This window comes from Polaribacter dokdonensis, assembly GCF_024362345.1.
GTDB lineage: Bacteria > Bacteroidota > Bacteroidia > Flavobacteriales > Flavobacteriaceae > Polaribacter > Polaribacter dokdonensis.
Genome location: NZ_CP101505.1, coordinates 33915 through 60264 on the forward strand (window position 1 = coordinate 33915; position 26350 = coordinate 60264).

A 26350-nucleotide genomic window follows, 5' to 3' on the forward strand; every position below is an offset into this window, starting at 1 on the left:
GAGCATAATTGCTAGCCAAAACAATGAAAAAAATTAAAATAGTCTTAATAGACCATGTTAATTCTTCCCTAATTAGAACAACTGATTTATTAAAAAAATCAAACAAAGTAGAAATTACAGGTATATTTAATGACGCAGAGTTAGCTTTAGAGTTTATTAAAGAGACCCAGCCAGATTTAGTAATTTCTGAAATAGAAATGACAGGTGTTTCTGGAATAGCCATTGCTAAAGAAATAAAAAAGCAATTTTTAGATACAAAAGTTATCTTTTATTCCGAACAAGCTCATTATGCCATCAGTGCTATAAAGGTTGCTGCTTTTGATTATCTTCTTAAACCCTTATCAATAGAAGAATTACAACAATGTATTCATCGCTATCAAATTAGTCATCAAATAGATTTAAATAAAAGAGAATTACAAATTATTAAAAAAATGTCTGAAGGATTAAATAGTAAATCTATAGGAGAAACTTTATTTATAAGTAAACATACTGTAGATAAATATAGAAGAAATATACTTGAAAAAACCAATTGCAATAACACTGCAGAGTTGGTTAAATTTGTAGCTCAAGTTGGTATTATTTAGATATTAAATTATTAATAATTTGTATTTTATGTAAAAGTATCATTTGTAGTACTTTTAATACTTGATTTATTATATATATTTGTTAACCGTAAAGGACACCCTACTACTCTTTTACAATGAAGACTCCCTGATCTTCCAATAGTATTGAAAAATACTATCATTTTTTATAGAATTTATTATTCGTAGAAGTAATCCCACCACACTTTTATGTTAGAAGGCTCCCTAATCTTCAAAGTTTAAAATCAATTAATAATTGCATTTTTAATATTGAGTAACCCTAACAGTATAAATTACACACTATGATTAAAAAAACTACGTTTTTAGCCCTATTTAGCTTTTTAGCTGTCTTTTCAGCTTTTAGCAACAATTCCCTTTCCTCTGAAGATTTTGGAGTTCCAACAGTTACTTTTGGTTCTATGATTTCAGATAATGCTACAAATACTTTAGCAAAAACAGGTGATGAAATTACAATAACATTTACGTCAGACGAAGACATTAATACACCTACAGTAACAATAGCTGGGCAATCAGCTGTAGTTGGTGGTTCTGGTTCCTCTTGGACAGCAACATATACAGTACAAGTAGGAGATGTACAAGGTTCAACTGCGTATTCAATTACAAACATATCATCAACTTCAACTTCTGAAGCTGGAACAGATGTAAGTGGTTCTGGAGCTGTAACCATTGATACTGCAGATCCATCTGTTTCAAGTATTGCAATGGTTTCAGATAATACTACAAATACTTTAGCCACAACAGGTGATGAAATAACTTTAACATTTGTTTCAAGCGAGACAATTAATACGCCTACTGTAACTATCGCAGGTCAATCAGCAACAGTAACTAATACAGGTAACAACTACACTGCTACATATACGGTTCAAGCAGGAGATGCTCAAGGAGCTGCTGCATATTCAATTTCAAATATTTCAGATTCTTCTGGAAATACAGGTTCTACTTCATCTGGTTCTGGAGCTGTAACCATTGATACAGCAAGCCCATCTGTTTCAAGCATTGCAATGGTTTCAGATAATACCCCAAATACTACAGCTAGAACTGGAATTGAAATAACTTTAACGTTTGTTTCAAGTGAGACAATTAGTACACCTACAGTAACTATTGCTGGTCAATCAGCTACTGTAACAAATTCAGGTAATAATTACTCAGCCTCATATTTTGTGCAAGCAGGAGATACTCAAGGGGCTGCTGCTTATTCAATTTCAAATTTCTCAGATGTTTCTGGGAATACTGGTTCTACTTCATCAGGTTCAGGAGCTGTAACTATTGATACTGTAGATCCTTCTGTTTCAAATATTGCTATGGTATCAAATAATACTGCAGACACTTTAGCAAAAGCAGGAGATGTTATCACCTTAACTTTTACCTCTAGCGAGTCAATTAATACACCTACAGTTACTATTGCTACACAAACAGCATCAGTAACAAATACAGGAAATAATTACACTGCTACATATACAGTTCAAGCAGGTGATTTTCAAGGAGCTACTGCATACCAAATTTCAAATTTCTCTGATAGTACAGGTAATGCTGGTTCTGTTTCTTCGGGTACAGGAGCTGTTACTATAGATACAACAGCACCAACAGTAGGTGTTACCTCAAATACAATAGATGTAAATTTAAATACAAGTACAAGTATAACTGCAGCAGATGTTAATGATGCATCATCAGACAATAACACAAGTCCAGCTAACTTAACACTAGCATTAGATCAATCAACATTTAGTTGTTCAGATATTGTTGCTGGTCAAGTTTCTACAGCAGTAACAGTTACGTTAACTGTAACAGATGAAGCTGGTAATTCTGCAAGTTTAACAAAAAATGTTAATGTAATAGATGACGAAGCACCAGCAAACGTTGCTTTAGTAAATCCTACTTATGTGCATAGAACAGGAACGGCTTATGTAGAACAAGGGCTTACTTATAATGAAGCTTGTTTCGAAGAAGTTGTTATTGTTTCTAGTGATTTAGATGTAAATCAGTGGGGTACATATACAATAGTATATAAGGTTGTAGATAAATCAGGTAATGAATCTGCAACAGTTACAAGAACACAAGTTGTAAATGATGTGCCTACAACAGATGCAGCAAATTTTACAGTAAATCAAGATACAGAAAACCATGTTTTTGATGTCTTAGATGGAGATAGTTTTGGAAATGATGGGGCAGAGTCTTTTACGATTTCTGGAGCAATGAGTGCACAAAATGGTACTTTAATATTGCAAGATTTAGGTACAGCAGATCCAACAGATGATTTAGTAGTATATACACCTAGAGCAACATATAATGGTCCAGATAGTTTTACATATACTTTAGAAGACGAAAATGGAGATACAGTTACAACTACAGTTAATATTGTAGTTAGACCAATAGTTCCTGTGCCAGTAAATGATGTAGCAACAGTAGATAAAAATAGTTCAAATAATATTATAGCAGTATTGGCTAATGATGATTTTGGTGGTAACGAAGCAAATGCTACACACCCACTAACTTTTACTAACGGAAGTAAAAGTAGTGCAAGTCCAGAAGGAGGTTTAATTAGTATTGAAGATAATGGTACTCCAAACATTTTAACTGACGATTTTATTCATTATACACCAGCAGCAGACTTTATAGGTACTGATACCTTTATGTATACCATTACAGATTTTGATGGCGATGCTACCACTGCTTCAGTTGAAGTAACAGTAGTTGAAGGTTCAAATGGTAATACAACACCAACTGCAACAGCAGATACTGCATCAGTTGATTTTGAAGAGGTAGAAGCAATAATAGATGTTTTAGCTAATGATTCAGCAGGTTCAGATTTATATATAGATAATGGTCTAACCTTAACAAATGGTACAACCTCAGGAGCTAGTGCAAATGGAGGGTTGATTTCAGTGGATAATAATGGTACAGCAACTACTTCAGATGATACATTCAAATATTCTGCACCTGCAGGTTTTGATGGTTTAGATACATTTAGTTATACTATTACAGATACAACAGGAGATGCATCAACAGCATTAGTTTCAATAACAGTTGGGGCAGCTGCTCCTTTAGAAGGTGCTGTAGAAGATGTTGTTGCTACACCAGCAAATACACCTATTTTAATCGATGTTTTAGCCAATGATAATTTTGGAACTTTCGGTTCTGGTACTTTATTAATAAATAGTCCAGATCACTTAACTGGTGATAGTGCACAAGGAACTGGTACTTTAACTTTGGATAATGGAGGAACAGGAACTATTAATGAAGCAGATGATAAGATATTGTATTCACCACCAACTAATTTTAATGGTGTTGATACTTTTGATTACACATTAACAGTAGATTCTAATCAGTATCAAGGAACAGTTACAATTACTGTAGGAACAGTAGTTCCACCAGCTACAACACCAACAGCAGTAGATGATTCAATCACGGTTGATTTTGAGAGTTCAAATACAGTTATAGCAGTATTAGACAATGATTCTTATGGGTCAGATGGTTTAAGCACAACACATCCATTAACTTTAGTAAATGGTAAACAAAGCACAGCAACTACAAAGGGTGGTTTAATTAGTGTTTCAGATCACCTTTTAATAAATGATGCTTCAGACGATGTTGTATTATATTCAGCACCAGCAGGATATAGTGGATCAGATTCATTTTCGTATACAATTACAGATTTAAATGGAGATGCAGCTACAGCTACAGTAGATATTTTAGTAAGTCCAGCAGCAGCTTTAGCAGATCCTACAGCAGTAGATGATGCTTTTAGTGTAGCAAATGGTTCATCATCAAATGATTTAGATATTTTAGATAATGATCAGTTTGGATCAGAAGGATTAGCAAGCGTTACTTTATCAGTAGGTTCAGAAGGAGGTACTTTAGCTATCAATGCAAATGGAACAGCGAATGCAGAAGACATTACAGTAACTTATACACCAGCAGCATTATTTGAAAATGGAGTTGAAACCTTTACCTATACTTTAGAAGATAATGGTACAGATACAGCTACAGCTACAGTAACAGTAACAGTAGGAACAGTTGCACCAGCAGTAACAGTTCCAACAGCAGTTAATGATGCAGTAACAGTTTCAGCAGGAAGTGTTGATAATGTAATAGATGTATTGGTTAATGATACACCAGGATCAGAAGGATATATAGATGGCGGGTTAACGATGACAAATGGAACGTTAACAAGTGCAAGTACAAAAGGAAGTGCAATAAGCATAGATAATAAAGGTACGAATGATACAACAGATGATGTATTTAACTATACACCATCAGCTTTAGCAGTAACAGATGGTACAGATACATTTAGTTATACAATTACAGACGCAACAGGAGATGCATCAACAGCTACAGTAACAGTAACTATTGGTCCTGCAGCAACAGACGTTCCAACAGCATTAGATGATACAGCAACAGCAGTAGAAGATACAGCAATAAGTATCGATGTTTTAGACAATGATGTTTATGGAGATGATGGAGCAGCTTTAGTGGATGCATTAACAGTAGGTGCTAATTCTGACTTAGGAGGAACTACAGCAGTAGTTGCAGGTGAGATTGAATATACACCAGCAGCAAATTTTGTAGGAACAGATACTTTTGAGTATACTATTGAGGATGGAAATGGAGATACAGCAACAGCAACAGTAACAGTAACAGTAACTGCAGAGGTAGTTGTAAATGGTACACCAACAGCAGTAGATGATTCAATCACGGTTGATTTTGAGAGTTCAAATACAGTTATAGCAGTATTAGACAATGATTCTTATGGGTCAGATGGTTTAAATACAACACATCCATTAACTTTAGTAAACGGAAAACAAAGTACAGCAACTACAAAGGGTGGTTTAATTAGTGTTTCAGATCACCTTTTAATAAATGATGCTTCAGACGATGTTGTATTATATTCAGCACCAGCAGGATATAGTGGATCAGATTCATTTTCGTATACAATTACAGATTTAAATGGAGATGCAGCTACAGCTACAGTAGATATTTTAGTAAGTCCAGCAGCAGCTTTAGCAGATCCTACAGCAGTAGATGATGCTTTTAGTGTAGCAAATGGTTCATCATCAAATGATTTAGATATTTTAGATAATGATCAGTTTGGATCAGAAGGATTAGCAAGCGTTACTTTATCAGTAGGTTCAGAAGGAGGTACTTTAGCTATCAATGCAAATGGAACAGCGAATGCAGAAGACATTACAGTAACTTATACACCAGCAGCATTATTTGAAAATGGAGTTGAAACCTTTACCTATACTTTAGAAGATAATGGTACAGATACAGCTACAGCTACAGTAACAGTAACAGTAGGAACAGTTGCACCAGCAGTAACAGTTCCAACAGCAGTTAATGATGCAGTAACAGTTTCAGCAGGAAGTGTTGATAATGTAATAGATGTATTGGTTAATGATACACCAGGATCAGAAGGATATATAGATGGCGGGTTAACGATGACAAATGGAACGTTAACAAGTGCAAGTACAAAAGGAAGTGCAATAAGCATAGATAATAAAGGTACGAATGATACAACAGATGATGTATTTAACTATACACCATCAGCTTTAGCAGTAACAGATGGTACAGATACATTTAGTTATACAATTACAGACGCAACAGGAGATGCATCAACAGCTACAGTAACAGTAACTATTGGTCCTGCAGCAACAGACGTTCCAACAGCATTAGATGATACAGCAACAGCAGTAGAAGATACAGCAATAAGTATCGATGTTTTAGACAATGATGTTTATGGAGATGATGGAGCAGCTTTAGTGGATGCATTAACAGTAGGTGCTAATTCTGACTTAGGAGGAACTACAGCAGTAGTTGCAGGTGAGATTGAATATACACCAGCAGCAAATTTTGTAGGAACAGATACTTTTGAGTATACTATTGAGGATGGAAATGGAGATACAGCAACAGCAACAGTAACAGTAACAGTAACTGCAGAGGTAGTTGTAAATGGTACGCCAACAGCAGTAGATGATAATGTGTCTGTAGTAAGATTCAGTAGTTCAAATAGTATTGATGTATTATCAAATGATGATTTTGGTTCAGATGGTCCAAGTCTTACACATCCTATTACATTATCTAATGGAAGATCTACTGGGGTTTCTTCAGGAGGTAGGTTCATAAGTGTAAATAGTAATAATACAATTTCATATTCTCCTGGAAGTTTAATTTCTGATAGTTTTGAGTATACTATTACAGATGAAAATGGAGATGCAACTACAGGTACTGTGTTTATTACAACAACTGCTAGTAGAGAAACACCTAATAGTGTAACTATTGGTAACACAGAGGTTTTTGTTGATAATTTCTTAAGTTATCCAAATCCGTCAGAAGGGAATTTAAGTACTACTTTATTGAGTAGTGTAACTACAAAAGCAACTATGATTTTATTTGATGCGACAGGTAAAGTGGTATCAAGTTCTACATTAGACTTAGAAGAAGGAGTTAATCAATTTGATTTTAACTTTAATGTAAAAGCTGGTATGTTGTTTATGAGAATTATTAGTGCAGAAAAAGATTTTGGAACTAGTAAAGTAGTTTTTAAATAAGTAAATTAAAAGTCAACTAACTAAAAGAGGAAAATCATTTGATTTTCCTCTTTTTTTATTTTATAATTTTAGTTTTACTATTTAATTATAAATCAATTGATGCTTTCGCTTCTTGTACTTTTTCTAAAAGTTGAGAAGTGTCAAATGGTTTACTTAAAAAGTAATCTGCTCCCAAATTAAAAACAACTGTTTCAGTGCCAACAGTTCTTTTGTTATTATTATATGCAGTAACAGCAATCATTTTTATTTTAGGGTTACTTCTTTTTAATGGTCCCATGATACGAATACCATTATCAGAATTTAAACTACCATAAATATTTTTATGATATAAATCTACAACCATAATGTCTGGCATTTCTATATCTATACTAGCTAGAGCTTCAGAACCAGTTTTTACTAAATTAACAGAATAATCTTTTGTTTTATAAGTGCTTGTTTCCATTCTTCTGCTAATATAAAATCATCTACTATAATTAAAACGCGTAACATATTTAATAGTAAAAATTAATTGGTTAGTTTATCTAAAATACTAAATAATTGTTCATCTGCAATTGGTTTTATAAAAACAGGTGCTTCTGGGAAAGATTTATTTTGTAAAAATGTATCTCCATAACCTGTAATATAATGAAAAGGAATTCCTTTTAAATTACACACTTGGGCAACTCTTGAAGAAGTTTCATTTTTTAAATTAACATCTAAAAGTGCAAAATCATATGTTTTTTTCTCTAAAGAATTTAGCGCTGTTTTTTGGTTAGAAAAGATATCTACATTAGATGTTATTTTATTTTCTATTAGTTCTTTTGTTTGATTTGCAATTATAAAATCATCTTCTAAAACAAGAATATTTAATTTCTTTTTTTCTATATACTCTTCTTTATCCTTAAATTTTATTTTTTCTGTTGTAAACATTTCTGTTTCTTTTCTCAGAATTGTTTTTAAAGGAATTTGAATTGTTACCTCTAAACCAGACTCTTTAAAATTCATTGATGAGCTTCCACCAAATTCATAACCAATTGCTTTTTCAATAATGGTTCGACCAAAACCTTTATGCTTTGGTTTGGTAACTTTTGGCCCATTTTCTTCTTTCCAAAATATAAATATGTCATTTTCTGATATATGCCAAGAAACTGTGAGTTTACCATTTTCTGAAGATAATGATCCATATTTTGCAGAATTTGTAGTTAGTTCATGTAAAACTAAAACAATTATAGGAGCAACATTAGATGCTAGTTCAATAGATGGTCCTTTAATCTCATAGTTTTTATCACTAAGATCAAAAGGAGATAGTTCTTTTACTAAAATCTTTTCTAAGTTAATACTACCAAAACTACTTTCTGTTAGCATATTATTCACATCCGCTAATGCAGTAATTCTTTTTTCTAGAGCCAAAACATAGCTTTCTATAGATTTCTCTTTGCTAGCAGTTTGTTTAGAAACAGATTTAACCAAGGCTAAAATATTTCTGACTCTATGGTTTAATTCTTTTACAAGAATTTTTGATCTTTCAGACTCAGAAACTTCCTTTTTCTCTTTAACAATTTCTATTTGAATGTATTTTTTAAACGTTTCTATAGCGTTTTTTGCTACAAAAAGATCTTGAGTAGTCCAAATATCTGAATCTTCAGAATTGTTTTCTATAAATTCATTAAAAGAACTTCTTGGGTGTAATCTAACATTTTCTTTTTCAAATATTAATTCTTTTTCTGGACTTCCTGCCCATTGAATATTTTTTGAAAATTTATCTCTGAAAAAAAACATGTTTATCTGTGGAAATTCAGAAATTAATTGCATAAAAATTAAACCTCTGGTATCTTTAATCCCCTTATCTACAAATTTAGAAATGTTAGTGTAACTTTGTATTTCTTCTTTTTTAGTATTTAGTGTATCAACTAAAGTTTGAATGGAATTTAGTTCTGGACAATTACCGTAAGTTTTAATATTTTTATCTATAACGCAGGCAATACCATCACAATGAATAATTTCAAATAGATTTTTTGCCTGAGCATTCCAGAACTCGTCTAATTTGAATGAATTTGTTTCTATTGCAATTAAATCATTACCATTTTCTAAAATATCTTTAATTGTCTTTTGAGCTTTTTGTCTTGTTTGATGTTCTAGAACCATATTAATTGTTTGCCCCAATATATCTGCGGAATAAATTTCTTGTGGAGATAAATTTTTACAAGACTTATGATGATGTGCAAATAACCCCCAAAGTTTACCATTTATAATAATAGGTATAGTCATAGAACTAACAACTTCCATATTCACTAAGTATTGATTATGAACTGGGGCAGCTGCTCTTAAGATGCTGTAAGTTAGGTTTAGTTTATTGTCAGAATTTTTATGGACTAAAATCTTAGAACCTTCAGAACTAGTATTTTTAATAAAACGTATTGGGTTTTTTAAAAAAAGATCTCTTGCTCTTGGTGGAATATCAAAAGCAGGAAATCTTAAACCTAAAAATGTATTGATAGAAGGTGCTGAAGTAGCTTCGGCTATTATTTCTCCAGAATTGTCAGGTAGAAATTTATAAGCCATAACCCTATCAAAACCAGTTATCTTTTGTAATGATTGTACAGCATTATTTAAAATATCTTCTATGGTTTCATGACCGTGAGTTCTTGCTAATGCCCACTTTATATTATTATTATTAATATTTATATATTTAAAATCTTTTCCAGTTGGTAATAATTCAATAACAACAGAATTATCTGTTCTAAATAAAGAAATGTCAATAGAGTTCGCATTATTTTCTATCACTTTTACATGTTCTCGTTGATGCTTAGTAGAATTATGAGAAGCTATGTTTAAAATATCAAGCGTCATCTGGAGATAAAATATCTCTAATTGACTTATTTAATGCAGCATTAATTTTTAATATTTTATCTAAATTACTAGATGCATGTGTAATTGTTAATGATTTAAATTCAAAAGCTAATAATGCACCATAATTTTGTACACTTTCAATCCATTATATAGGTTCATTATTACAATGTTCTAAAGCTTTATCTTCAAGTGCTTTAGATGCTTTTATGTTATTTTTTGAATTCAATGTTTGCGTATTTGGTTAAAGTTGAAAAAGTTTCATTTGCTCCATTTATTAAATCAATTTCATTATCTGCTAAAAGCAATCCCAATATTTTCATTTGAGAGTTAGAAGTCTCAACGAGTTTTGTAATATAATGTGATTGAATAGGAGGGGCATGTTCTAGAGCCATTTTTCTTATGACTCTTTCACCCATTGCAGAACCAGCAAACACATAGAAGACTCCTAAGCATGTGATGTATTTTTAACCTCTAATTGATCAATTATGTCATTATTTGATTTTAAATCCGATTTTAAAGAAGATATCAAATCATCATTGTAAGTACTTTTAATATTAAAAGTATCTTCTAAATGATGCAAAGATTTTTGATATTTTAATCTAGACCTTAATATAGATTGGTGAAATGTTTCCAATGTAGATATAGAAATACCTTCGCTAAAATTAAAGGAATTTTCGACAGCTAAATGATTGTTTTTAGTAGAATTCGTAGAGCTTTTTACGCAGATCAGATTTCATTAATAAAAGTTGGGAAAATATTGATTTAATATAAAACAAATTAGTAGGAAATCAAATACTTAGATGATGTCTTTTTTAAATAATTATTAGTTCTATCTTATAGTATTTTTTGTTTCTTTTAATTTCTATCCAACTATTTTATCTAGATAAAACTATTTCATAAATTAATAAATAAAAGACATAAAAAAAACGAATTGTGAAACACAATTCGTTTTTAATTACTTTTAACTTGTAGCGAAGACGGGATTTGAACCCGTGACCTCAGGGTTATGAATTTTAAGAAAAGTCTTAAATTACCCTTTTTTTATGTTTATTTACATTAGATAGTGTACTGAATTGTGTACTCTGATTTATAATAAAATTTATAACTCAAATCTAAGATAATATTCAAGATAAAAAGAAATAATTTTATTAAAATTAATTAGTTGCCAGTTTTAAATTAATTTATATTTCCTTTAATCAAAAGTTTGGGGAATTCATAACTTAATGATATTGCCAATTTAATGATCATGTTTTGAGTGATCATTTTTTTTGTCTTCAGTTGATTGATTCATCATCATTTCGTGGTCGTATTTGCAACAACCTGGTAAACCGTCGTAAGCATCTAAATCACCAGCTACTTTTTCGGTATCATAACCTGAAGCTGCGATTGCTTTATGAATTGCCATTACATCGGTTTTTGTATCATCAAAAGATACGTCAATCTTCTTTTTATCGACATCCCAATTCGCACTTGCAACACCTTCAACACCGTTAGCTGCTTTTTCGATGGTACTTTTACACATTCCGCAATTTCCTCTTACACCAAAAGACAGGTCTGTCATTGCTATATCTTTTGACATTTCAGTAGTTGTGGTTTCTGTTTCTTTTTTGGTTTCGTTTTTACAACTTGTTAAGCCTAATGCTGCTATTACAGCTATACTTAAAATTACTCTCTTCATTGTTTAAAATTTAATTGTTATTGTTCTATTATTTGTTTTACTTCACCACAGGTTAGCATTGCTTCGCCATAGTATGGATTGATTACTTTTTCTTCTTTACTCAACCAATATCCACCATTGTTGTTATCTGCCATTGGACAAAATTCCACATAGACCTTTTCATTGACACCAAACAATTGAACAGCATTGATTAGATGTGATGATAAATGTTTAAAATGGTCTCTTTGTGATTTTATATCGGACGTTTCAGAAATTGAAGTTGCAAAAGATTTTATTTCACCTTCTAATGACATCCAATGGTTATGCGCCTTATTATCTGACAACATTTTCATATCCACTTTGTTCAATTTATTTAACAAACTTGTAGCGTTTGCTGAAGTACTTTTTGAATCTTCTTTTACTAAAGCATCTTTTAAATTGATATACTCATTGAAAACATCTTTTAACTGCCCTTGAAATTTAGTTGATACTTCCAAACGCACATTCATATTAGTGTGGTCATTTACTTTGTTAGATTCATTGTTATCTATACCTAAATGACCTTCATGGCCAGTCATTACTTTACCACCATCTTTATTCATCATAGACTTTTTTCCTTGCAATTGAGCTGCTGCATCAACCGTAAAAGTACCGTTAGTCACTATTTCATTTCCAACAAATAAACCTTCTAAAACTTCATATTCATTACCAATTTGATTGCTTAATTTAATTTCACGCATTTCAAAAATAGGTTGGTCTGGATTTGTTTTAAGGTACACCACAGAACGTTCACCTGTCCACATAACAGCAGATCCAGGAATTGTTAATACTTCGTCATTTTTAGACGTACTACCTTCAATATTTGCTGTTACAAACATTCCTGGTTTAAATACATCGTCCTTATTTTTTAGCACTACACGTAAGGTTACGGTTCTTGTTTTGGTGTTTAAAACTGGGTCAATAAAATCGACAGTACCTTTAAATTCCTTATTAGGATACGCATTGGTGGTTATCATCACTTCCTGTCCTTTTTTAAAGCGGTCAATCTGATTTTCATACACATCAAAGTTTCCCCAAACGGTGTTAAGATTAGCAATTTTTAATAAGGGTTGACCTTGTTTGATGTAATCGCCTTGCTCTACTAATTTTTCTGTAACGGTACCCGAAACGGTGGCATACACAGGAAAGTTTTCTTTCACTTTTTGGGTTTCTTCAATCTGATTGATTTGCTTGTCAGAGAGCTTCCATAATTTGAGTTTATTACGGACTGCTTTGTATAAAGCAGGTTGTAATTCTTTTGAAGAAGCTGCTGTAATTAATTCTTGTTGTGCTGCATAGAGTTCTGGCGAATAAATGGTTGCCAATAATTGACCTTTACTAACTTCTTCGCCTGTAAAACTCACATTCAAACTTTCAATTCTTCCAGCGAAATAACTTACCTGTACTGCATTGGCTTCTTCGTTTTCAGCAATTTTACCAGATAATTTGATAGTATTGCCTTCAACATTGCCTTTACCAACAGTAGTTGTTTGAATATTAGCTAAAGCCATAGCGTTTTCAGTCAATTTGAATTGGTCTGCTAATAAACCATCTGCACTACTTTCCGCAGGAATTAAATCCATACCGCAAATAGGACAATCGCCTGGTTCTGGTTGCATAATTTGAGGATGCATAGAGCACGTCCAGAGTTGATTGGTTTCTGAAATAGCATCATGTTTATGGTCTAATGCTTTATTTGATGAACCTCCAAAAATGAACCAACCCAACAGCAAGCCTACTATGAATATTCCAATGTATATGACTACCTTATTATTTTTCATTTTCTAATCGTTTTATCATTGCTTTCATTTCTTCAATTTCCTTCTTTTGTGCTTTAATTATGTCTTCTGCTAATTTTTTAACTTCTGGGTCTTGAATATCTGCTCTTTCACTTGTTAAAATAGCGATAGAATGATGTGGTATCATTGCTTTCATCCAAAGGACATCGTCAACTGTAGATTTCTGGTCGCGAACTAGTCCTAAAGCACTAAGAAAAAGAACTATGCTGCCAATAACAATACCCAAGTTTTTCTTTTTATTGGTGTACATGTTTTTCATGGAGAAAAACATAATCAATGCCATAGTAGAAATACCCAGACAAACCATATAAAAGCGTGTTAAGCTAAAATATACATGGTCAAATTCATAAGTATTTAGGTACATGGTGATATACATTGCTATAAAAGATGCACCAAGCATTAGAAAGAATTTTGTGTAATTGCTCTTTCCTTTATCGTTGTTTGTATGCTTATTTGTTTTCATAATTTTTGATTTTATAATTAAACTTTACTTTTTCTGTTTTTAAATATTTTTCTAATTGAAGGTGAAGAGGTAAACCACAATAAGAAACCGCTTAATACGGTTAGTAACCCTAAAAGTGAAAAGGCTCTCAAAACAAGGGTATTAAAATTGTCTCTGCCTTCGTAGTCCATAGTATGTGTCATCCATAAAAAATCAAACCAACGCCAAGAACGATGTCTTACGGTTTGAAATTTACCATCGTTTACAGAAACATAGGCTTTTAGAGCTTCATCGGTTTTATATGAGATAACATAAGCAGGTAGTAGTTTTTCTCGATACTCGTGATGTTTCCCAGTTTTAGTTATTTGTTCAACAGATTCTACCTCTAAACCACTTTTCATATGGTTTTTGGCAATATAGAGTGCCTCATCTTGCGTAATACTATTTTTTGGCAAACCATCTAAAGCATTATACAAATTGTTTTTATTAATCCAATAGTAAGGTGAATTGCCAATATCCCTTAATTCTATAGTATTTACACCTTCAGCTATACTAAGTTTTGAAGGACTTATTAAATTATTAAACGCTTTGGGTTGATACTCCAAATTTTTAAATTGATCTCCGTGTATTTCATCGATGTCTGTCCAACTGAAGTATAAACCACTAATGGTCCAAAATAGGAATTGAATTCCTAAAAATAGCCCCAAATACCTGTGGGTTTTTCTAATTTTTAAAGCTGTATGCCTTTTTACCATTTTCTATTTTTTAATTGCAAAAGGAAATTCGAGTTTAACTTTTTCCCAAGCCATCGAAATAGTTCCACTTTTATCATTTATTTTGTTGACCTTATACTCTAAATGTTCTGTGATTTCCTCTGATAATGTTGGTGTAATTTTAAATCGAATAACATCATCTTTTTCGTTATACTCATCTTTACCATGTTGCTCCCAGTTTTTATTAATCATCACAGTCCAGTCTCCTTTTGATGGAATTGTAAAAAAACCATATTTCCCTTTAGGAAGCGTTTCTCCATTAATGATTAAATCTTTATTGGTTTCTAACCATGTAGCCATATGAGCGCCAGCTTGCCATACTTGGTCATAACCAACTAAACCACCAAAAATGATTCGTCCTCTTACTCCTGGTGAAGAATAATCAATATGAATATGGGCATCACCTATCATTGCCATCGTTTCAGAATGTGGACTTAACGGTTTTTTCTTTTGCTCTTCTACTTTTTCAGTTGCGTTGTTATGATTATGTTTTTGCTTTACCGTACTTGATTTTTCATTTTTGCAACTCGCTATTGTAAGCATCATGACAATTAATAGGGTTAGATTTTTCATTAGTTTTTTATTTATAGTTATACTTTAATTGTTCTTAATCGTAATGCGTTTGCTATTACCGAAACAGAACTAAAACTCATTGCTAAAGCTGCTATCATTGGCGATAGTAATATTCCGAAAAATGGGAACAAAACACCTGCTGCAATAGGCACACCTAATGTGTTATAGATAAGTGCAAAAAACAGGTTCTGCTTAATGTTTTTCATTACTGAAACACTTAAGTTTCTTGCTTTTACAATACCATGTAAATCACCTTTTACGAGTGTTATCATCGCACTTTCTATCGCTACGTCTGTTCCTGTACCCATAGCAATACCAATATCGCTTTTAGCCAATGCTGGTGCATCATTAATTCCATCACCTGCCATAGCAACTACTTTTCCTTTTTCTTGCAGTTTTTCTACTTCTTTGAGTTTATCTTCTGGTAGCATACTGGCTTTAAAATCTGCTAGATTAAGTTCTGATGCTACTGCCTGTGCTGTATCTTGATTGTCGCCTGTAAGCATTATAACATCGATGCCTTTATCTTGAAGTGCTTTAATCGCTTTGGCACTCGTTTCTTTTATTTTATCTCCTATAACTACATACCCAACAACGGTTTCATCTATTGACAAATAAGAAACTGTTTTACCCTGTTTTTGGTAAGACTTAGCTTCGTCTTTCATTTTATAAGTAATATTTGCTTTTGCATATTCTATCATTTTAGGGTTACCTAATGCTACTTGTTTACCATCAATTTTCGCTTCAACACCTTTACCTGTGACTGCACTAAAATCTTCGGACTTTAAAATTTCTGTGTTATGTTCTTTACCATATTCAATTGTGGCTTCTGCTAAAGGATGTTCGCTATTGGTATTTAATGAAACGATGTATTGTAACACTTCTTTTACGCTTAAAGTATCATTAAAAGCACCAACGGTTTCAACTGTTGGTTTACCTTCTGTAATTGTTCCTGTCTTGTCAACGATAAGCGTATTTACCTTATCCATTTTTTCAAGCGCTTCAGCATTTTTAATCAAAACTCCATTTTGAGCACCTTTACCTACACCAACCATTACAGACATTGGTGTTGCCAAACCTAAAGCACAAGGACACGCAATGATTAGTACAGCAATTGCATTCACAAAAGCATACACATAAACTGGTTCTGGCCCCCAAACAGACCATACAATAAATGTGATAATAGAAATAAGAACCACAACTGGCACGAAGTAACCCGAAACTCTATCTGCTAAATTTTGAATAGGTGCACGACTTCTACTGGCATCATTCACCATATGAATGATTTGTGATAAAAGGGTGTCACCTCCTACTTTTTCAGCTTTCATTAGAAAGGATTGATTGCCATTTATTGTTCCGCTGCTTACTTTATCTTCTTGAGATTTGTTTATAGGAATGGGTTCTCCTGTAATCATAGATTCGTCAATTGTTGTTTTGCCTTCGGTTATCACACCATCCACAGGAATTTTATCTCCTGGTTTCACTTTGAGAATATCATTTAATTCTATCTCGTCAATACTGACCTCAACTTCTTCACCATCAACTATTTTAATGGCTTTGTTAGGTGCTAACTTTAGTAACTCTTTTACGGCCGAATTGGTTTTACTATGTGCGCGAGCTTCTAACAACTGACCTAAAAGCACTAACGTTAGAATAACTGTTGTTGCTTCAAAATAGACGTGAACTGCGTCTGATTCAGTTTTAAATTGTTCAGGAAATAAATCTGGAAACAACATCCCAAATACACTAAATAACCAAGCCACACCTGCACCGATTCCAATGAGTGTAAACATATTGAGATTCCATGTTTTTATGCTTCTATAAGCACGCTCAAAAAACATCCACGTAGCGTAAAAGACAACAGGAATGGATAATGCAAATTGAATCCAGTTCCAATTTTTCTGTTCCATTATATTATACAATGGATTGTTATTCAGCATTTCGCTCATAGCAATTAAGAAAATGGGTAATGTGAATACAGATGCTATCCGAAATTTCTTTAATAGCTTCTTATACGTTTTTTCCTCTGCTGAACTATCTACTTCCATTGGTACTAAATCCATACCACAAATAGGACACGAACCTGCTTCGTCTTTGACAATTTCTGGATGCATAGGACAGGTCCATTGTTCCTTTGAAGTTGCTGATAGATTTTGTTCTTCCACCAAATCCATTCCACAAACAGGACAATCCCCTGGTTCATCATAAGTTTTATCACCTTCGCAATGCATAGGACAATAAAACGTACCTGTACCTTTTCCTTTGGGTTGTTCTTTATTTTTAGTTTCGGTATGATGATGGTGTTCACCAAGATTATGAATACTATATCTGTCACCATCCTTTTTTAAGGCTTCTTGAAATGTTTCTATGGGAATATGTGATTCCATTTCTATGTTAGCTTCTGCCTTATCTAAATTGACAGTTGCTTTTAAAACACCTTTAACTTTAGAAAGCGTTTCTTCAACGTGACTCCGACAACCGTTGCAAGTCATTCCGTGTATGTGATATGTGAGTTTCATCTGTTGTTATCTATTTCTTAATGGTCAGATGTAATTCGCATATAAAAATCTTGAATAGTTTTATAATAATACATCTGCTCATTTCATTATTGCTGTGTTAAATAATTAATTATTGTTGACTGCAAATAGTAGTTCTTAATAGACTCTATTTGATTGATTTGAAATTTTAACTGCAACTCTTGAATATCCAAAACATCATTAAAATCAATCGTTCCTGTTTCATAGCTTTTGATTAAAATGTCTTCTGCATCCTTGGCTTGCTTTAGATTTTTGGTTTGGGTAGCAAAACTTATTCTTGCTGAAATACGTTCATTAATGGCTTTGTCTAAAAGCGTTTCTAATGTATTTAATCGTTCATGTTTTTGAGCGGTAATTTCCTTCTGTTGTAACTCATTTTGTTTGGTCTGGGATTTATATTTTGTATTAAAAATTGGGATAGATACCGAAACCATTGGCATTACAATATCCTTTCCGTTATCGCTGAAATCCATATTTGGTCTTTCAGAAACATTAATATAATCTAAACCAAAACCAATCATTGGACTGCTTTCTTTTTGATTCAATAATTCTGATTGCTCTATGGATTGATATAGTTTATCATATTTTATTAATTCAGGATGTAATTCTAGATTTTCAGTAGTTATATCAAAGTCTTCAGAAGGTATCATTAGATTATCAACCACACTAACCGAAACATCATTTTTTCGATTTAATAGGTTATTAAAATTTGTTTGTTCCGCTAAAAATTGTTGTCGCAATACGTCTTTTAATTGCTGCATTTCATTTTGGCGCATTTGCAATCGTAATACATCAACTGCGGATGCCTTACCAACTTCAACTGATGTTAAAGCTAGTGTTTCGTAAGTATTCAAAAGGTTAATGTTTTTAGTTAATACCTTTTGTTTTGATTGGTTAGCATACAAATTATAATATGATTGTGAAACCGAAGCCAATAGTTTTCGCTTGACGATAACAATGTCTTCGTATTTAGCATCCGCCAAAGAATTCACATAATTTTCTCGAAAAGTAATGGTACCAAACCACGGTAACATTTGTTTAACAGATACTTTAAAGCGTTGTGCTCCTGTTCTAGTTTCTGGTTCACTCACAAAATATCCTACACCGAATTCAGTATTAGGAATGGTATTGACTTCGTTTACTTTTTCATAAGTTCTTTTGTATTGTAACTCAAACTTTTGAATTGAAGGATTGTTTGTTAAGGCTTCATCTATAAGTGTTTCCAATTGTTGTGCATTTCCTTTGAGAACAAAGAATAACGAACAAAGAATAGAGACTGTTTTAATGTGTGATATTATCTGTTTCATTTTACAGTTCTTTTAAGTTGAAATTCGGCTTTCCAGCAATATAAAACTGGGACTACAAATAATGTTATTAAGGCTATAAGCATTCCACCAAAACTTGGAATTGCCATGGGTATCATTATGTCGCTTCCTCGACCTGTAGAGGTTAATACTGGTAATAGTGCTAAAATGGTTGTAGCTGTAGTCATTAAACACGGTCTGATACGTTTTTCTCCTGCTTCCACTATGGATGCTCTAATTTCCTTTTTATTCTCTGGTGTATTTCTATCAAAAGTTTGCGTTAAATAGGTTGCCATCACTACACCATCGTCTGTTGCAATACCAAATAGAGCAATAAACCCAACCCAAACTGCTACACTTAAATTAATAGGGTGCATCTGGAATAAGTCTCGCATATTTTCGCCGGCGACATTGAAGTTTAAAAACCAACCTTGACCATAGAGCCATATCATTATAAAACCACCTGCAAAGGCTACTGCAATCCCTGTGAATACCATTAAAGATGTTCCAACCGAACGAAACTGAAAATACAGAATTAAGAAAATGATTGCCAATGCTAACGGTACAACAACCGATAAGGTTTTTTCTGCTCGTAACTGATTTTCATACGTTCCTGTGAATGCATAGTTGATTCCTTTGGGAACTATAAATTCACCAGAATCTATCTTTTCTTGAATCAATGCTTGTGCATTTTCAACAACGCTTACTTCTGCAAAGCCATCTAATTTATCAAACAAGACATAACCTACTAAAAAAGTATCTTCACTTTTAATGACTTGTGGACCTTGTTCGTATCTTATCGTTGCCAATTCGCTTAATGGTACAGGACTGCCTTTTTCAACTGGCACATAAATTTGTTGTAAGTCTGTTGGGTTTGCTCGTAATTCTCTTGGGTATCGTACTCGTACACCATAACGTTCTCTACCTTCAACGGTTTGGGTTAATACCATACCGCCAACTGCTACTTTTAATACATCTTGAACATCTTGTATCGAAATGCCATAACGTGCAATTTTCTCTCTATTAATATCAATTAACAAATAGGGTTTACCAACAATACGGTCTGCAAAAACAGCCTCTTTTTTAACACCTTCAGCTTGTTTGATGATGTTTTCTAATTGCACACCAAACGCTTCAATCTGCTTTAAATCTTGACCTTTTACTTTAATACCCATTGGTGCTCGCATACCTGTTTGAAGCATCACTAATCGGGTTTCAATAGGTTGTAGTTTTGGTGAAGATGTAACACCAGGGAGTTTTGTGACTCTTACAATTTCATTCCAAATATCGTCTGGTGATTTTATTTCTGGTCGCCAATTACGGTAGAACTCGCCATCATCGTCTGGAATGAGTTGAGACCTTTCGACTGCGCTCAAGGTGACATTTTCAATAGTATTTGGATTTGCGATGAATCGTCCATCTTTCAATTCATACATATCATCATCATTGACTTTGTAGCGTTGGCGTTGTCCGTTTTCATTCAGCATATACTCTGGTTTGTACTGAATGATATTTTCATACATTGATAGTGGTGCTGGGTCTAAAGCTGATTCTGTTCTACCTGCTTTACCAACTACGGTTTCAATCTCTGGAATACTGGCTACTGCCATATCTAACTGTTGTAAAACACGCTTGTTTTCTTCTACACCAGAGTGTGGCATCGAAGTTGGCATTAATAAAAAAGAACCTTCATTTAACGATGGCATAAATTCTTTGCCTGTATTTTTCATAATGAAAACACCTGCAATTACAATAGCTGTTGGGACAGACAAAAAGAGCAATTTATTATTTAAACACCACCTTAAAATGCGTGTGTAGTATTTTATGAATAATGAGAAAATACCTAATAAACCAAAGCAAATAATACTAACGAAAATAAGATTCCAGAAAATGCTTTTATCCACTCCTAATGGTCTCCAATATTCTGCTAACAAGAATACTATTGCTGATGCTGAAATAATAATATTGATAAGATTTGCTTGCTTGTCTGTTATCTTATTTTGAAGATTGAGACCTGCTGTAATTCCAAAAGCAATTAATATCAATCCTAACCAATACCCAGAGCCTATGGCTACGATACCTAATACTATTAAAACGCCATTTAAAACATATTTAAGGTGTGATTTAAGATTTTTCTTTCTGAATAAAAATGCAGCAAAGGGTGGAATTAAAAACAACGCTACTATTATAGATGCTGTTAATGCAAAAGTTTTTGTGAAGGCTAATGGCCTGAATAGTTTACCTTCCGCACCAATCATTGTAAATACAGGAATAAAACTAATAATAGTTGTCATAACAGCAGTAATAATTGCACCAGAAACTTCTGCGGTTGCATTGTAAACTACGGTATTTATTGATAGTTTTCCATTTTCTTCATTTAGATGACGAATGATGTTCTCTGAAAGTATCACTCCAACATCGACCATTGTTCCGATAGCAATTGCAATACCAGATAATGCGACAATGTTGGCATCTACACCAAAGAGTTTCATTGCAATAAATACCATTAAAACTGCAACAGGTAACAGTCCAGAAATTAGTACGGAAGCTCGAAGGTTAAACACCATAATAATTATTACTAAAATGGTAATCAATATTTCAAGAATTAAGGCTTCATTAAGTGTTCCTAATGTTTCTTGTATCAGTTCTGTTCTGTCATAAAAAGGCACTATGGTAACTTGTGAGGTTCTACCATCCGCTAATACTTTTGAAGGTAATCCAGCACTTAATTCATTAATTTTTTCCTTTACGTTATTGATAACTTCCATTGGGTTTGCGCCATAACGAGCTACCACAACAGCACCAACAACCTCTGCGCCTTCTTTATCTAATAATCCACGTCTTGTTGCAGGACCTAATGAAACTTTACCAATATCCTTTAACCTAATTGAAGTATAATCTTCTGAAGTGACTACTGCATTTTCGATGTCTGAAATGGATTTCACATAACCCAAACCACGAACTAAATATTCGGCTTGGTTAATTTCCAAAGTCTGTGCACCAATATCCTTATTACTTTCCTTAACAGCTTTTACAACGTGATGCAATCCAATATTATACTGACGCATTAGTTCTGGATTTACGTCCACTTGATATTCTTGAACATAACCACCAATTGAAGCTACCTCAGAAACACCACTTGCAGAAGATAAGGCATATTTAACATAGTAATCTTGAATACTTCTTAGTTCGTGTAAATCCCAACCACCAGTTACAGTTCCTTTTTCATCTCTACCTTCTAAAGTGTACCAGTATATTTGACCTAAGCCTGTCGCATCTGGGCCCAATGCAGGATTTACATCGCTTGGGAGTAATCCACTAGGTAATGAATTTAGTTTTTCTAGGATTCTACTTCGACTCCAGTAAAACTCTATGTCTTCTTCAAAAATGATATAGATGCTTGAAAAGCCAAACATAGAAGAACTACGTATAGTTTTGACACCTGGGATACCCAATAATGAAGTAGTTAATGGGTAGGTAATTTGGTCTTCTATATCTTGAGGTGAACGACCATCCCACTTTGTAAATACAATTTGTTGGTTTTCACCTATATCTGGTATTGCATCTACAGCAACTGGATCACTTGGTAAGAAACCTGTATCCCAATTAAATGGTGCATTAACCGTTCCCCATCCTACAAAAAGAACGAGTAGCAGAACTGATACGAGTTTGTTTTCTATTAAAAATTTGATGCTTTTATTGAGCATTGGCTTTGATTATTAAACAGTTAGACATTGGTGTAATGAAAACACCGAATACAGCGAATTATCCTTACAACATTGCAGTCATAGGATAAAAAAGTCTATTGTTTAAAAATCAAATTAAGTACGTTTCGTCAATCTTGTAGAGTTGCCTTATGACGAGTGGCGGTTTATATTCTTCGTAAGTAAAAACGTTATTTTCTAAACCTTTAAAAATGTTACTATAAGTGTAAACAAATGAAGCTATAAATACTTGTTGCTCAAATGTGATTTTGTCAACTTGCAATTGTAGTTCTTCTTGACCTTCAATTGCTAATTGTGCATCATCACAACAATTTTTCTTGTTAATAGAACATCCTTCGGTTGAAGGCTTTTCCATTTCCATGCCACACCCTTTGGCTTTATGATAAATAGCAGTTTCGACTAAAGTATCTCCGCAATAATGCATATTCAGAGTAAATGACATTGTAGAGAATAAGACTACAAAAGTCATTACTAAAGACATTATTTTATGGAAAAATTGTTTCATATTTATTGCGAAGTTACGAAATTTTACCAATTATTGATTTTGTTTAACAGAAGTTTAATTGACTAATCTGCTTAATCCCATATCATTCGTTGTAATCTGACTGCATTTAAAATTGCTAATAATGCGACCCCTACATCTGCAAAAACAGCTTCCCACATTGTGGCTAAACCACCTGCTCCTAAAATCAAGACAATAACTTTAACACCAAATGCTAAAATGATATTCTGCCAAACGATTTTTCGTGTAGAACGACTAATCTTAATAGCTCTCACTACTTTTGAAGGTTGGTCTGTTTGAATAATGACATCTGCTGTTTCAATAGCTACATCACTACCTAAACCACCCATTGCAATACCAACGTTACTTGCTGCTAAAACTGGTGCGTCATTAATACCATCACCTATAAAAGCTACTTTATTTTCAGGATTTTTCTTTAAAATTTCAACTTCGCTTAATTTATCTTCTGGTAATAAGCCACCTTTAGCATTTTTAATATTTAATTCTTTTGCAACTTGTTGGGTAATGGAATCTTTATCACCAGAAAGCATCATAATATTTTTGATACCTACTTTGTGTAATGCTGTAATAGTTTCTTTTGCATCTTCCTTTAATTCATCTGCTATGACTACATAACCTGCAAATTGATTATCGATTGCAACTAATACTATCGATTCTACAATAGATTCCGTTTCCGTTGGAACATTAATATTATTCGCAGTCATTAAGGCTTTATTACCTACTAAAACTGTTTTATCATTAACAATGCCTTTTAAACCTTTACCTGCAATTTCAGAAACTTCTTTTGCTTCAAAATATTCACCTTCAGCTTTGTACTCTAAAATAGCTTTGGCAATTGGATGCGTTGATAGCTCTTCCATCGCCATTAGGTATTGCATAAATTCGGCTTCATTCCAACCGAATGCTTTCACCTCTTTGATTTTAAATACACCTTTAGTAACTGTTCCTGTTTTGTCCATTACCAAAGTATTTATTTTAGTCATTGCATCTAAAAAAGAAGCTCCTTTGAATAATATTCCGTTTTTTGAAGCTGCTCCTAATCCACCAAAATAACCTAATGGAATGGAAATTACCAACGCACAAGGGCAAGATATTACCAAGAAAATTAAAGCTCTATACAACCAATCTCTAAACACATAATCCTCTACAAAAAAGTAAGGAATGAATGTCACGCCAATAGCCAAGAATACAACGATTGGTGTGTAGATACGAGCAAACTGCCTAATAAATAATTCTGTTTTAGACTTACGAGCTGTAGCATTTTGAACCAAATCTAATATTCTCGCAATTGAACTATCTTCAAACTTATTGGTTACCTCAATTTCAATCACGTTTTCTAAATTAATACTACCTGCGTAAACCTTTGCTTCTTTTTGAATGGAATCTGGTTTGCTTTCGCCTGTTAAAGCTGCTGTATTTAAAGATGCTTTTGAGGATAACAACTTACCATCTAAAGGGATTTTTTCACCTACACGAATTTGAATTTTCTCTCCAATATTGACAACTTCAGGCGAAACACTTTTATAATCTCCCTCACGAAATACATTGGCTTCTTTAGGTCTAACATCTAATAATGCTTTTATATTTCCTTTTGCACGATTTACAGCAGCACTTTGAAATAATTCGCCTACTGCATAAAATAGCATTACTGCAACACCTTCGGGATATTCACCAATAACAAATGCACCAATGGTTGCTATAGACATTAAAAAAAACTCTGTAAAAACATCACCTTTTTTAATACTAATCCACCCCTCTTTTACAACAGGAAGCCCTACAGGAAGATATGCAATACCATACCAAGCAATACGAATCCAATCCTTAAAGAATGAAACATCAAAATAATCTAAACCTATACCAATGATAAGCATTGTAAAACTTATGATTGCAGGTATATAGGTTTTAAATGAACCACTTTCTTGGTGGTCGTGATTATGACCATTATCGTGATTATGTTCTTCTTTAGAAACGGGTTTTAAATCCTTTAAATTAATTTTCTTTTTTTTCATATTTCAATTTTAAATAATTTTAGACTGACATTACAACCACCTTCTTACTTTTTTCCTATATTTCAAATATTCATTTCCAAATTCTTGTTTCAAAAAGTCTTCTTCCAGTCTAATTTGTGTATTTATACTTATTACAGAAAGTGAGATTATTAATAGTGTAAAAGCATCTGGAATTACCAAAAACAATCCAATATTTGCTATCATAATTCCAAGAAAAATTGGATTTCGTGATATTGAAAACATACCACTAGTTACTAGTTCGGTTTTATTTTTTTCATCTATTCCAATTCGCCAAGAGTTTGCCATTTGTGTCTGTGAAAACCAAACTACAATTAAAGAGAGTATTAAAAAGACCCAACCTATTTTAAATAAAACTTCATTTTCCAAGTACCAAAAGGAAAGTAAGTATTTATACCACTCAATTTTAAAAGCATAAACACCTACCACCATCAGTTCTAAAAATGATATGAAGGTATATATTTTACCATTATATCCGTGAGCATCATCCTTTTTGTTAAATGTTAAAGGGTTAACACCTGTTCTCTGCCATAACAATAAAGACCTAACTACAAAGACGAGTAAAAAATAAAGTATAAAGTAAGCAAACAATATCATTTTATTGATTTTAAGATATTTTAAATAATTTTTCAATATCACTTGGAATAGGCATTCGCTTTAATGGTGGTACGTTTGCACCACCTGTATTACCAAGTGGAACGTGATTAATAAATGATTTCCAACCACCAACAATAAGCCTAATAATTTGACCTAATATTTCTTTAGTATCTTTTTGTCTAAAGCCAAACTTTAGCATTAGCCAATGTGAATAGGTATGTTCTATAGGATAAGATTGACCTATTACATGACTACGTTCTAAATGAAACCAAGCATTACCAAACTGCTTATTTTCTAAACAGAGTTTGTATTGTTTTAATTCTTTGTTATAGGCCTGTTTAAGGTGTTTAGGTATTTTAGTATTAAACTTCATATCTA

General features: G+C 32.9%; 19 protein-coding genes. 2 read left to right on the plus strand and 17 right to left on the minus strand.

Going from position 1 to position 26350, the window contains the following annotated elements:
• Window positions 1-23: 23 nt before the first annotated feature.
• Both LPB302_RS00170 and LPB302_RS00175 read left to right on the plus strand, forming a co-directional pair.
• The gene (locus LPB302_RS00170; protein WP_053974343.1) at window positions 24-584 is read left to right on the plus strand and encodes a response regulator transcription factor; all 561 of its coding nucleotides are present in this window, start codon (window positions 24-26) and stop codon (window positions 582-584) included.
• Between the two features lie 299 nt (window positions 585-883).
• On the plus strand, window positions 884-7147 hold the full coding sequence (locus LPB302_RS00175; RefSeq protein ID WP_074613545.1) for an Ig-like domain-containing protein: 6264 nt from the start codon (window positions 884-886) through the stop codon (window positions 7145-7147).
• Window positions 7148-7232: 85 nt separating this feature from the next.
• Here LPB302_RS00175 and LPB302_RS00180 read toward each other — a convergent pair whose 3' ends face one another.
• The 17 genes from LPB302_RS00180 to LPB302_RS00255 form a co-directional block, all read right to left on the minus strand.
• Complete coding sequence (locus tag LPB302_RS00180; protein ID WP_053974345.1) at window positions 7233-7589, minus strand: response regulator; 357 nt, start codon at window positions 7587-7589, stop codon at window positions 7233-7235.
• A 62-nt stretch (window positions 7590-7651) separates the two neighbouring features.
• Entirely contained in the window at window positions 7652-9976 is a 2325-nt protein-coding gene (locus LPB302_RS00185) for an HWE histidine kinase domain-containing protein (protein WP_053974346.1), read from the minus strand.
• Window positions 9966-10118, minus strand: coding sequence for a hypothetical protein (locus LPB302_RS13955; protein ID WP_082329804.1), 153 nt, complete (start codon window positions 10116-10118; stop codon window positions 9966-9968). Before LPB302_RS13955 ends, LPB302_RS00185 begins: the two co-directional genes overlap by 11 nt.
• Window positions 10119-10185: 67 nt before the next feature.
• Window positions 10186-10410: a hypothetical protein gene (locus LPB302_RS00190; RefSeq protein WP_053974347.1), complete on the minus strand. Its 225-nt coding sequence runs from the start codon at window positions 10408-10410 to the stop codon at window positions 10186-10188.
• An 11-nt stretch (window positions 10411-10421) separates the two neighbouring features.
• The gene (locus tag LPB302_RS00195; protein ID WP_053974348.1) at window positions 10422-10610 is read right to left on the minus strand and encodes a hypothetical protein; all 189 of its coding nucleotides are present in this window, start codon (window positions 10608-10610) and stop codon (window positions 10422-10424) included.
• Between the two features lie 603 nt (window positions 10611-11213).
• Window positions 11214-11654 carry a heavy-metal-associated domain-containing protein gene (locus tag LPB302_RS00200; RefSeq protein WP_015479802.1) on the minus strand — a complete coding sequence of 147 codons (441 nt, stop codon included), beginning with the start codon at window positions 11652-11654 and terminating at the stop codon, window positions 11214-11216.
• Window positions 11655-11671: 17 nt separating this feature from the next.
• Window positions 11672-13453: an efflux RND transporter periplasmic adaptor subunit gene (locus LPB302_RS00205; protein WP_053974349.1), complete on the minus strand. Its 1782-nt coding sequence runs from the start codon at window positions 13451-13453 to the stop codon at window positions 11672-11674.
• A complete protein-coding gene (locus LPB302_RS00210; protein WP_053974350.1) occupies window positions 13443-13934 on the minus strand; it encodes a DUF305 domain-containing protein in 492 nt (163 codons plus the stop codon). The genes LPB302_RS00205 and LPB302_RS00210 overlap by 11 nt, the downstream gene beginning before the upstream one ends.
• 17 nt (window positions 13935-13951) lie before the next feature.
• Entirely contained in the window at window positions 13952-14668 is a 717-nt protein-coding gene (locus tag LPB302_RS00215; RefSeq protein WP_053974351.1) for a PepSY domain-containing protein, read from the minus strand.
• Between the two features lie 3 nt (window positions 14669-14671).
• Window positions 14672-15229: a DUF2911 domain-containing protein gene (locus tag LPB302_RS00220; protein WP_231658717.1), complete on the minus strand. Its 558-nt coding sequence runs from the start codon at window positions 15227-15229 to the stop codon at window positions 14672-14674.
• 47 nt (window positions 15230-15276) lie between these two features.
• The gene (locus tag LPB302_RS00225) at window positions 15277-17778 is read right to left on the minus strand and encodes a heavy metal translocating P-type ATPase (protein ID WP_053974353.1); all 2502 of its coding nucleotides are present in this window, start codon (window positions 17776-17778) and stop codon (window positions 15277-15279) included.
• An 86-nt stretch (window positions 17779-17864) separates the two neighbouring features.
• Complete coding sequence (locus LPB302_RS00230; RefSeq protein WP_053974354.1) at window positions 17865-19103, minus strand: TolC family protein; 1239 nt, start codon at window positions 19101-19103, stop codon at window positions 17865-17867.
• Window positions 19100-22807: an efflux RND transporter permease subunit gene (locus LPB302_RS00235; protein WP_053974355.1), complete on the minus strand. Its 3708-nt coding sequence runs from the start codon at window positions 22805-22807 to the stop codon at window positions 19100-19102. The genes LPB302_RS00230 and LPB302_RS00235 overlap by 4 nt, the downstream gene beginning before the upstream one ends.
• Window positions 22808-22916: 109 nt before the next feature.
• The gene (locus tag LPB302_RS00240; protein ID WP_422903158.1) at window positions 22917-23330 is read right to left on the minus strand and encodes an HYC_CC_PP family protein; all 414 of its coding nucleotides are present in this window, start codon (window positions 23328-23330) and stop codon (window positions 22917-22919) included.
• Window positions 23331-23401: 71 nt separating this feature from the next.
• Complete coding sequence (locus tag LPB302_RS00245) at window positions 23402-25357, minus strand: heavy metal translocating P-type ATPase (protein WP_053974356.1); 1956 nt, start codon at window positions 25355-25357, stop codon at window positions 23402-23404.
• Between the two features lie 30 nt (window positions 25358-25387).
• Entirely contained in the window at window positions 25388-25972 is a 585-nt protein-coding gene (locus LPB302_RS00250) for a methyltransferase family protein (protein ID WP_053975329.1), read from the minus strand.
• 10 nt (window positions 25973-25982) lie between these two features.
• Entirely contained in the window at window positions 25983-26345 is a 363-nt protein-coding gene (locus LPB302_RS00255) for a DUF3703 domain-containing protein (protein ID WP_053974357.1), read from the minus strand.
• Window positions 26346-26350 lie beyond the last annotated feature (5 nt).

Excerpts from the sequence above, each read along its gene's own strand:
- LPB302_RS00210 (WP_053974350.1), bottom strand. The coding sequence starts at position 13,934 with ATGAAAACAAATAAGCATACAAACAACGATAAAGGAAAGAGCAATTAC.
- LPB302_RS00240 (WP_422903158.1), bottom strand. The coding sequence starts at position 23,330 with ATGAAACAATTTTTCCATAAAATAATGTCTTTAGTAATGACTTTTGTA.
- LPB302_RS00185 (WP_053974346.1), bottom strand. The coding sequence starts at position 9,976 with ATGACGCTTGATATTTTAAACATAGCTTCTCATAATTCTACTAAGCAT.
- LPB302_RS00215 (WP_053974351.1), bottom strand. The coding sequence starts at position 14,668 with ATGGTAAAAAGGCATACAGCTTTAAAAATTAGAAAAACCCACAGGTAT.
- LPB302_RS00180 (WP_053974345.1), bottom strand. The coding sequence starts at position 7,589 with ATGGAAACAAGCACTTATAAAACAAAAGATTATTCTGTTAATTTAGTA.
- LPB302_RS00200 (WP_015479802.1), bottom strand. The coding sequence starts at position 11,654 with ATGAAGAGAGTAATTTTAAGTATAGCTGTAATAGCAGCATTAGGCTTA.
- LPB302_RS00255 (WP_053974357.1), bottom strand. The coding sequence starts at position 26,345 with ATGAAGTTTAATACTAAAATACCTAAACACCTTAAACAGGCCTATAAC.
- LPB302_RS00170 (WP_053974343.1), top strand. The coding sequence starts at position 24 with ATGAAAAAAATTAAAATAGTCTTAATAGACCATGTTAATTCTTCCCTA.
- LPB302_RS00250 (WP_053975329.1), bottom strand. The coding sequence starts at position 25,972 with ATGATATTGTTTGCTTACTTTATACTTTATTTTTTACTCGTCTTTGTA.
- LPB302_RS00235 (WP_053974355.1), bottom strand. The coding sequence starts at position 22,807 with ATGCTCAATAAAAGCATCAAATTTTTAATAGAAAACAAACTCGTATCA.
- LPB302_RS00220 (WP_231658717.1), bottom strand. The coding sequence starts at position 15,229 with ATGCTTACAATAGCGAGTTGCAAAAATGAAAAATCAAGTACGGTAAAG.
- LPB302_RS00175 (WP_074613545.1), top strand. The coding sequence starts at position 884 with ATGATTAAAAAAACTACGTTTTTAGCCCTATTTAGCTTTTTAGCTGTC.
- LPB302_RS00225 (WP_053974353.1), bottom strand. The coding sequence starts at position 17,778 with ATGAAACTCACATATCACATACACGGAATGACTTGCAACGGTTGTCGG.
- LPB302_RS00245 (WP_053974356.1), bottom strand. The coding sequence starts at position 25,357 with ATGAAAAAAAAGAAAATTAATTTAAAGGATTTAAAACCCGTTTCTAAA.
- LPB302_RS00230 (WP_053974354.1), bottom strand. The coding sequence starts at position 19,103 with ATGAAACAGATAATATCACACATTAAAACAGTCTCTATTCTTTGTTCG.
- LPB302_RS00205 (WP_053974349.1), bottom strand. The coding sequence starts at position 13,453 with ATGAAAAATAATAAGGTAGTCATATACATTGGAATATTCATAGTAGGC.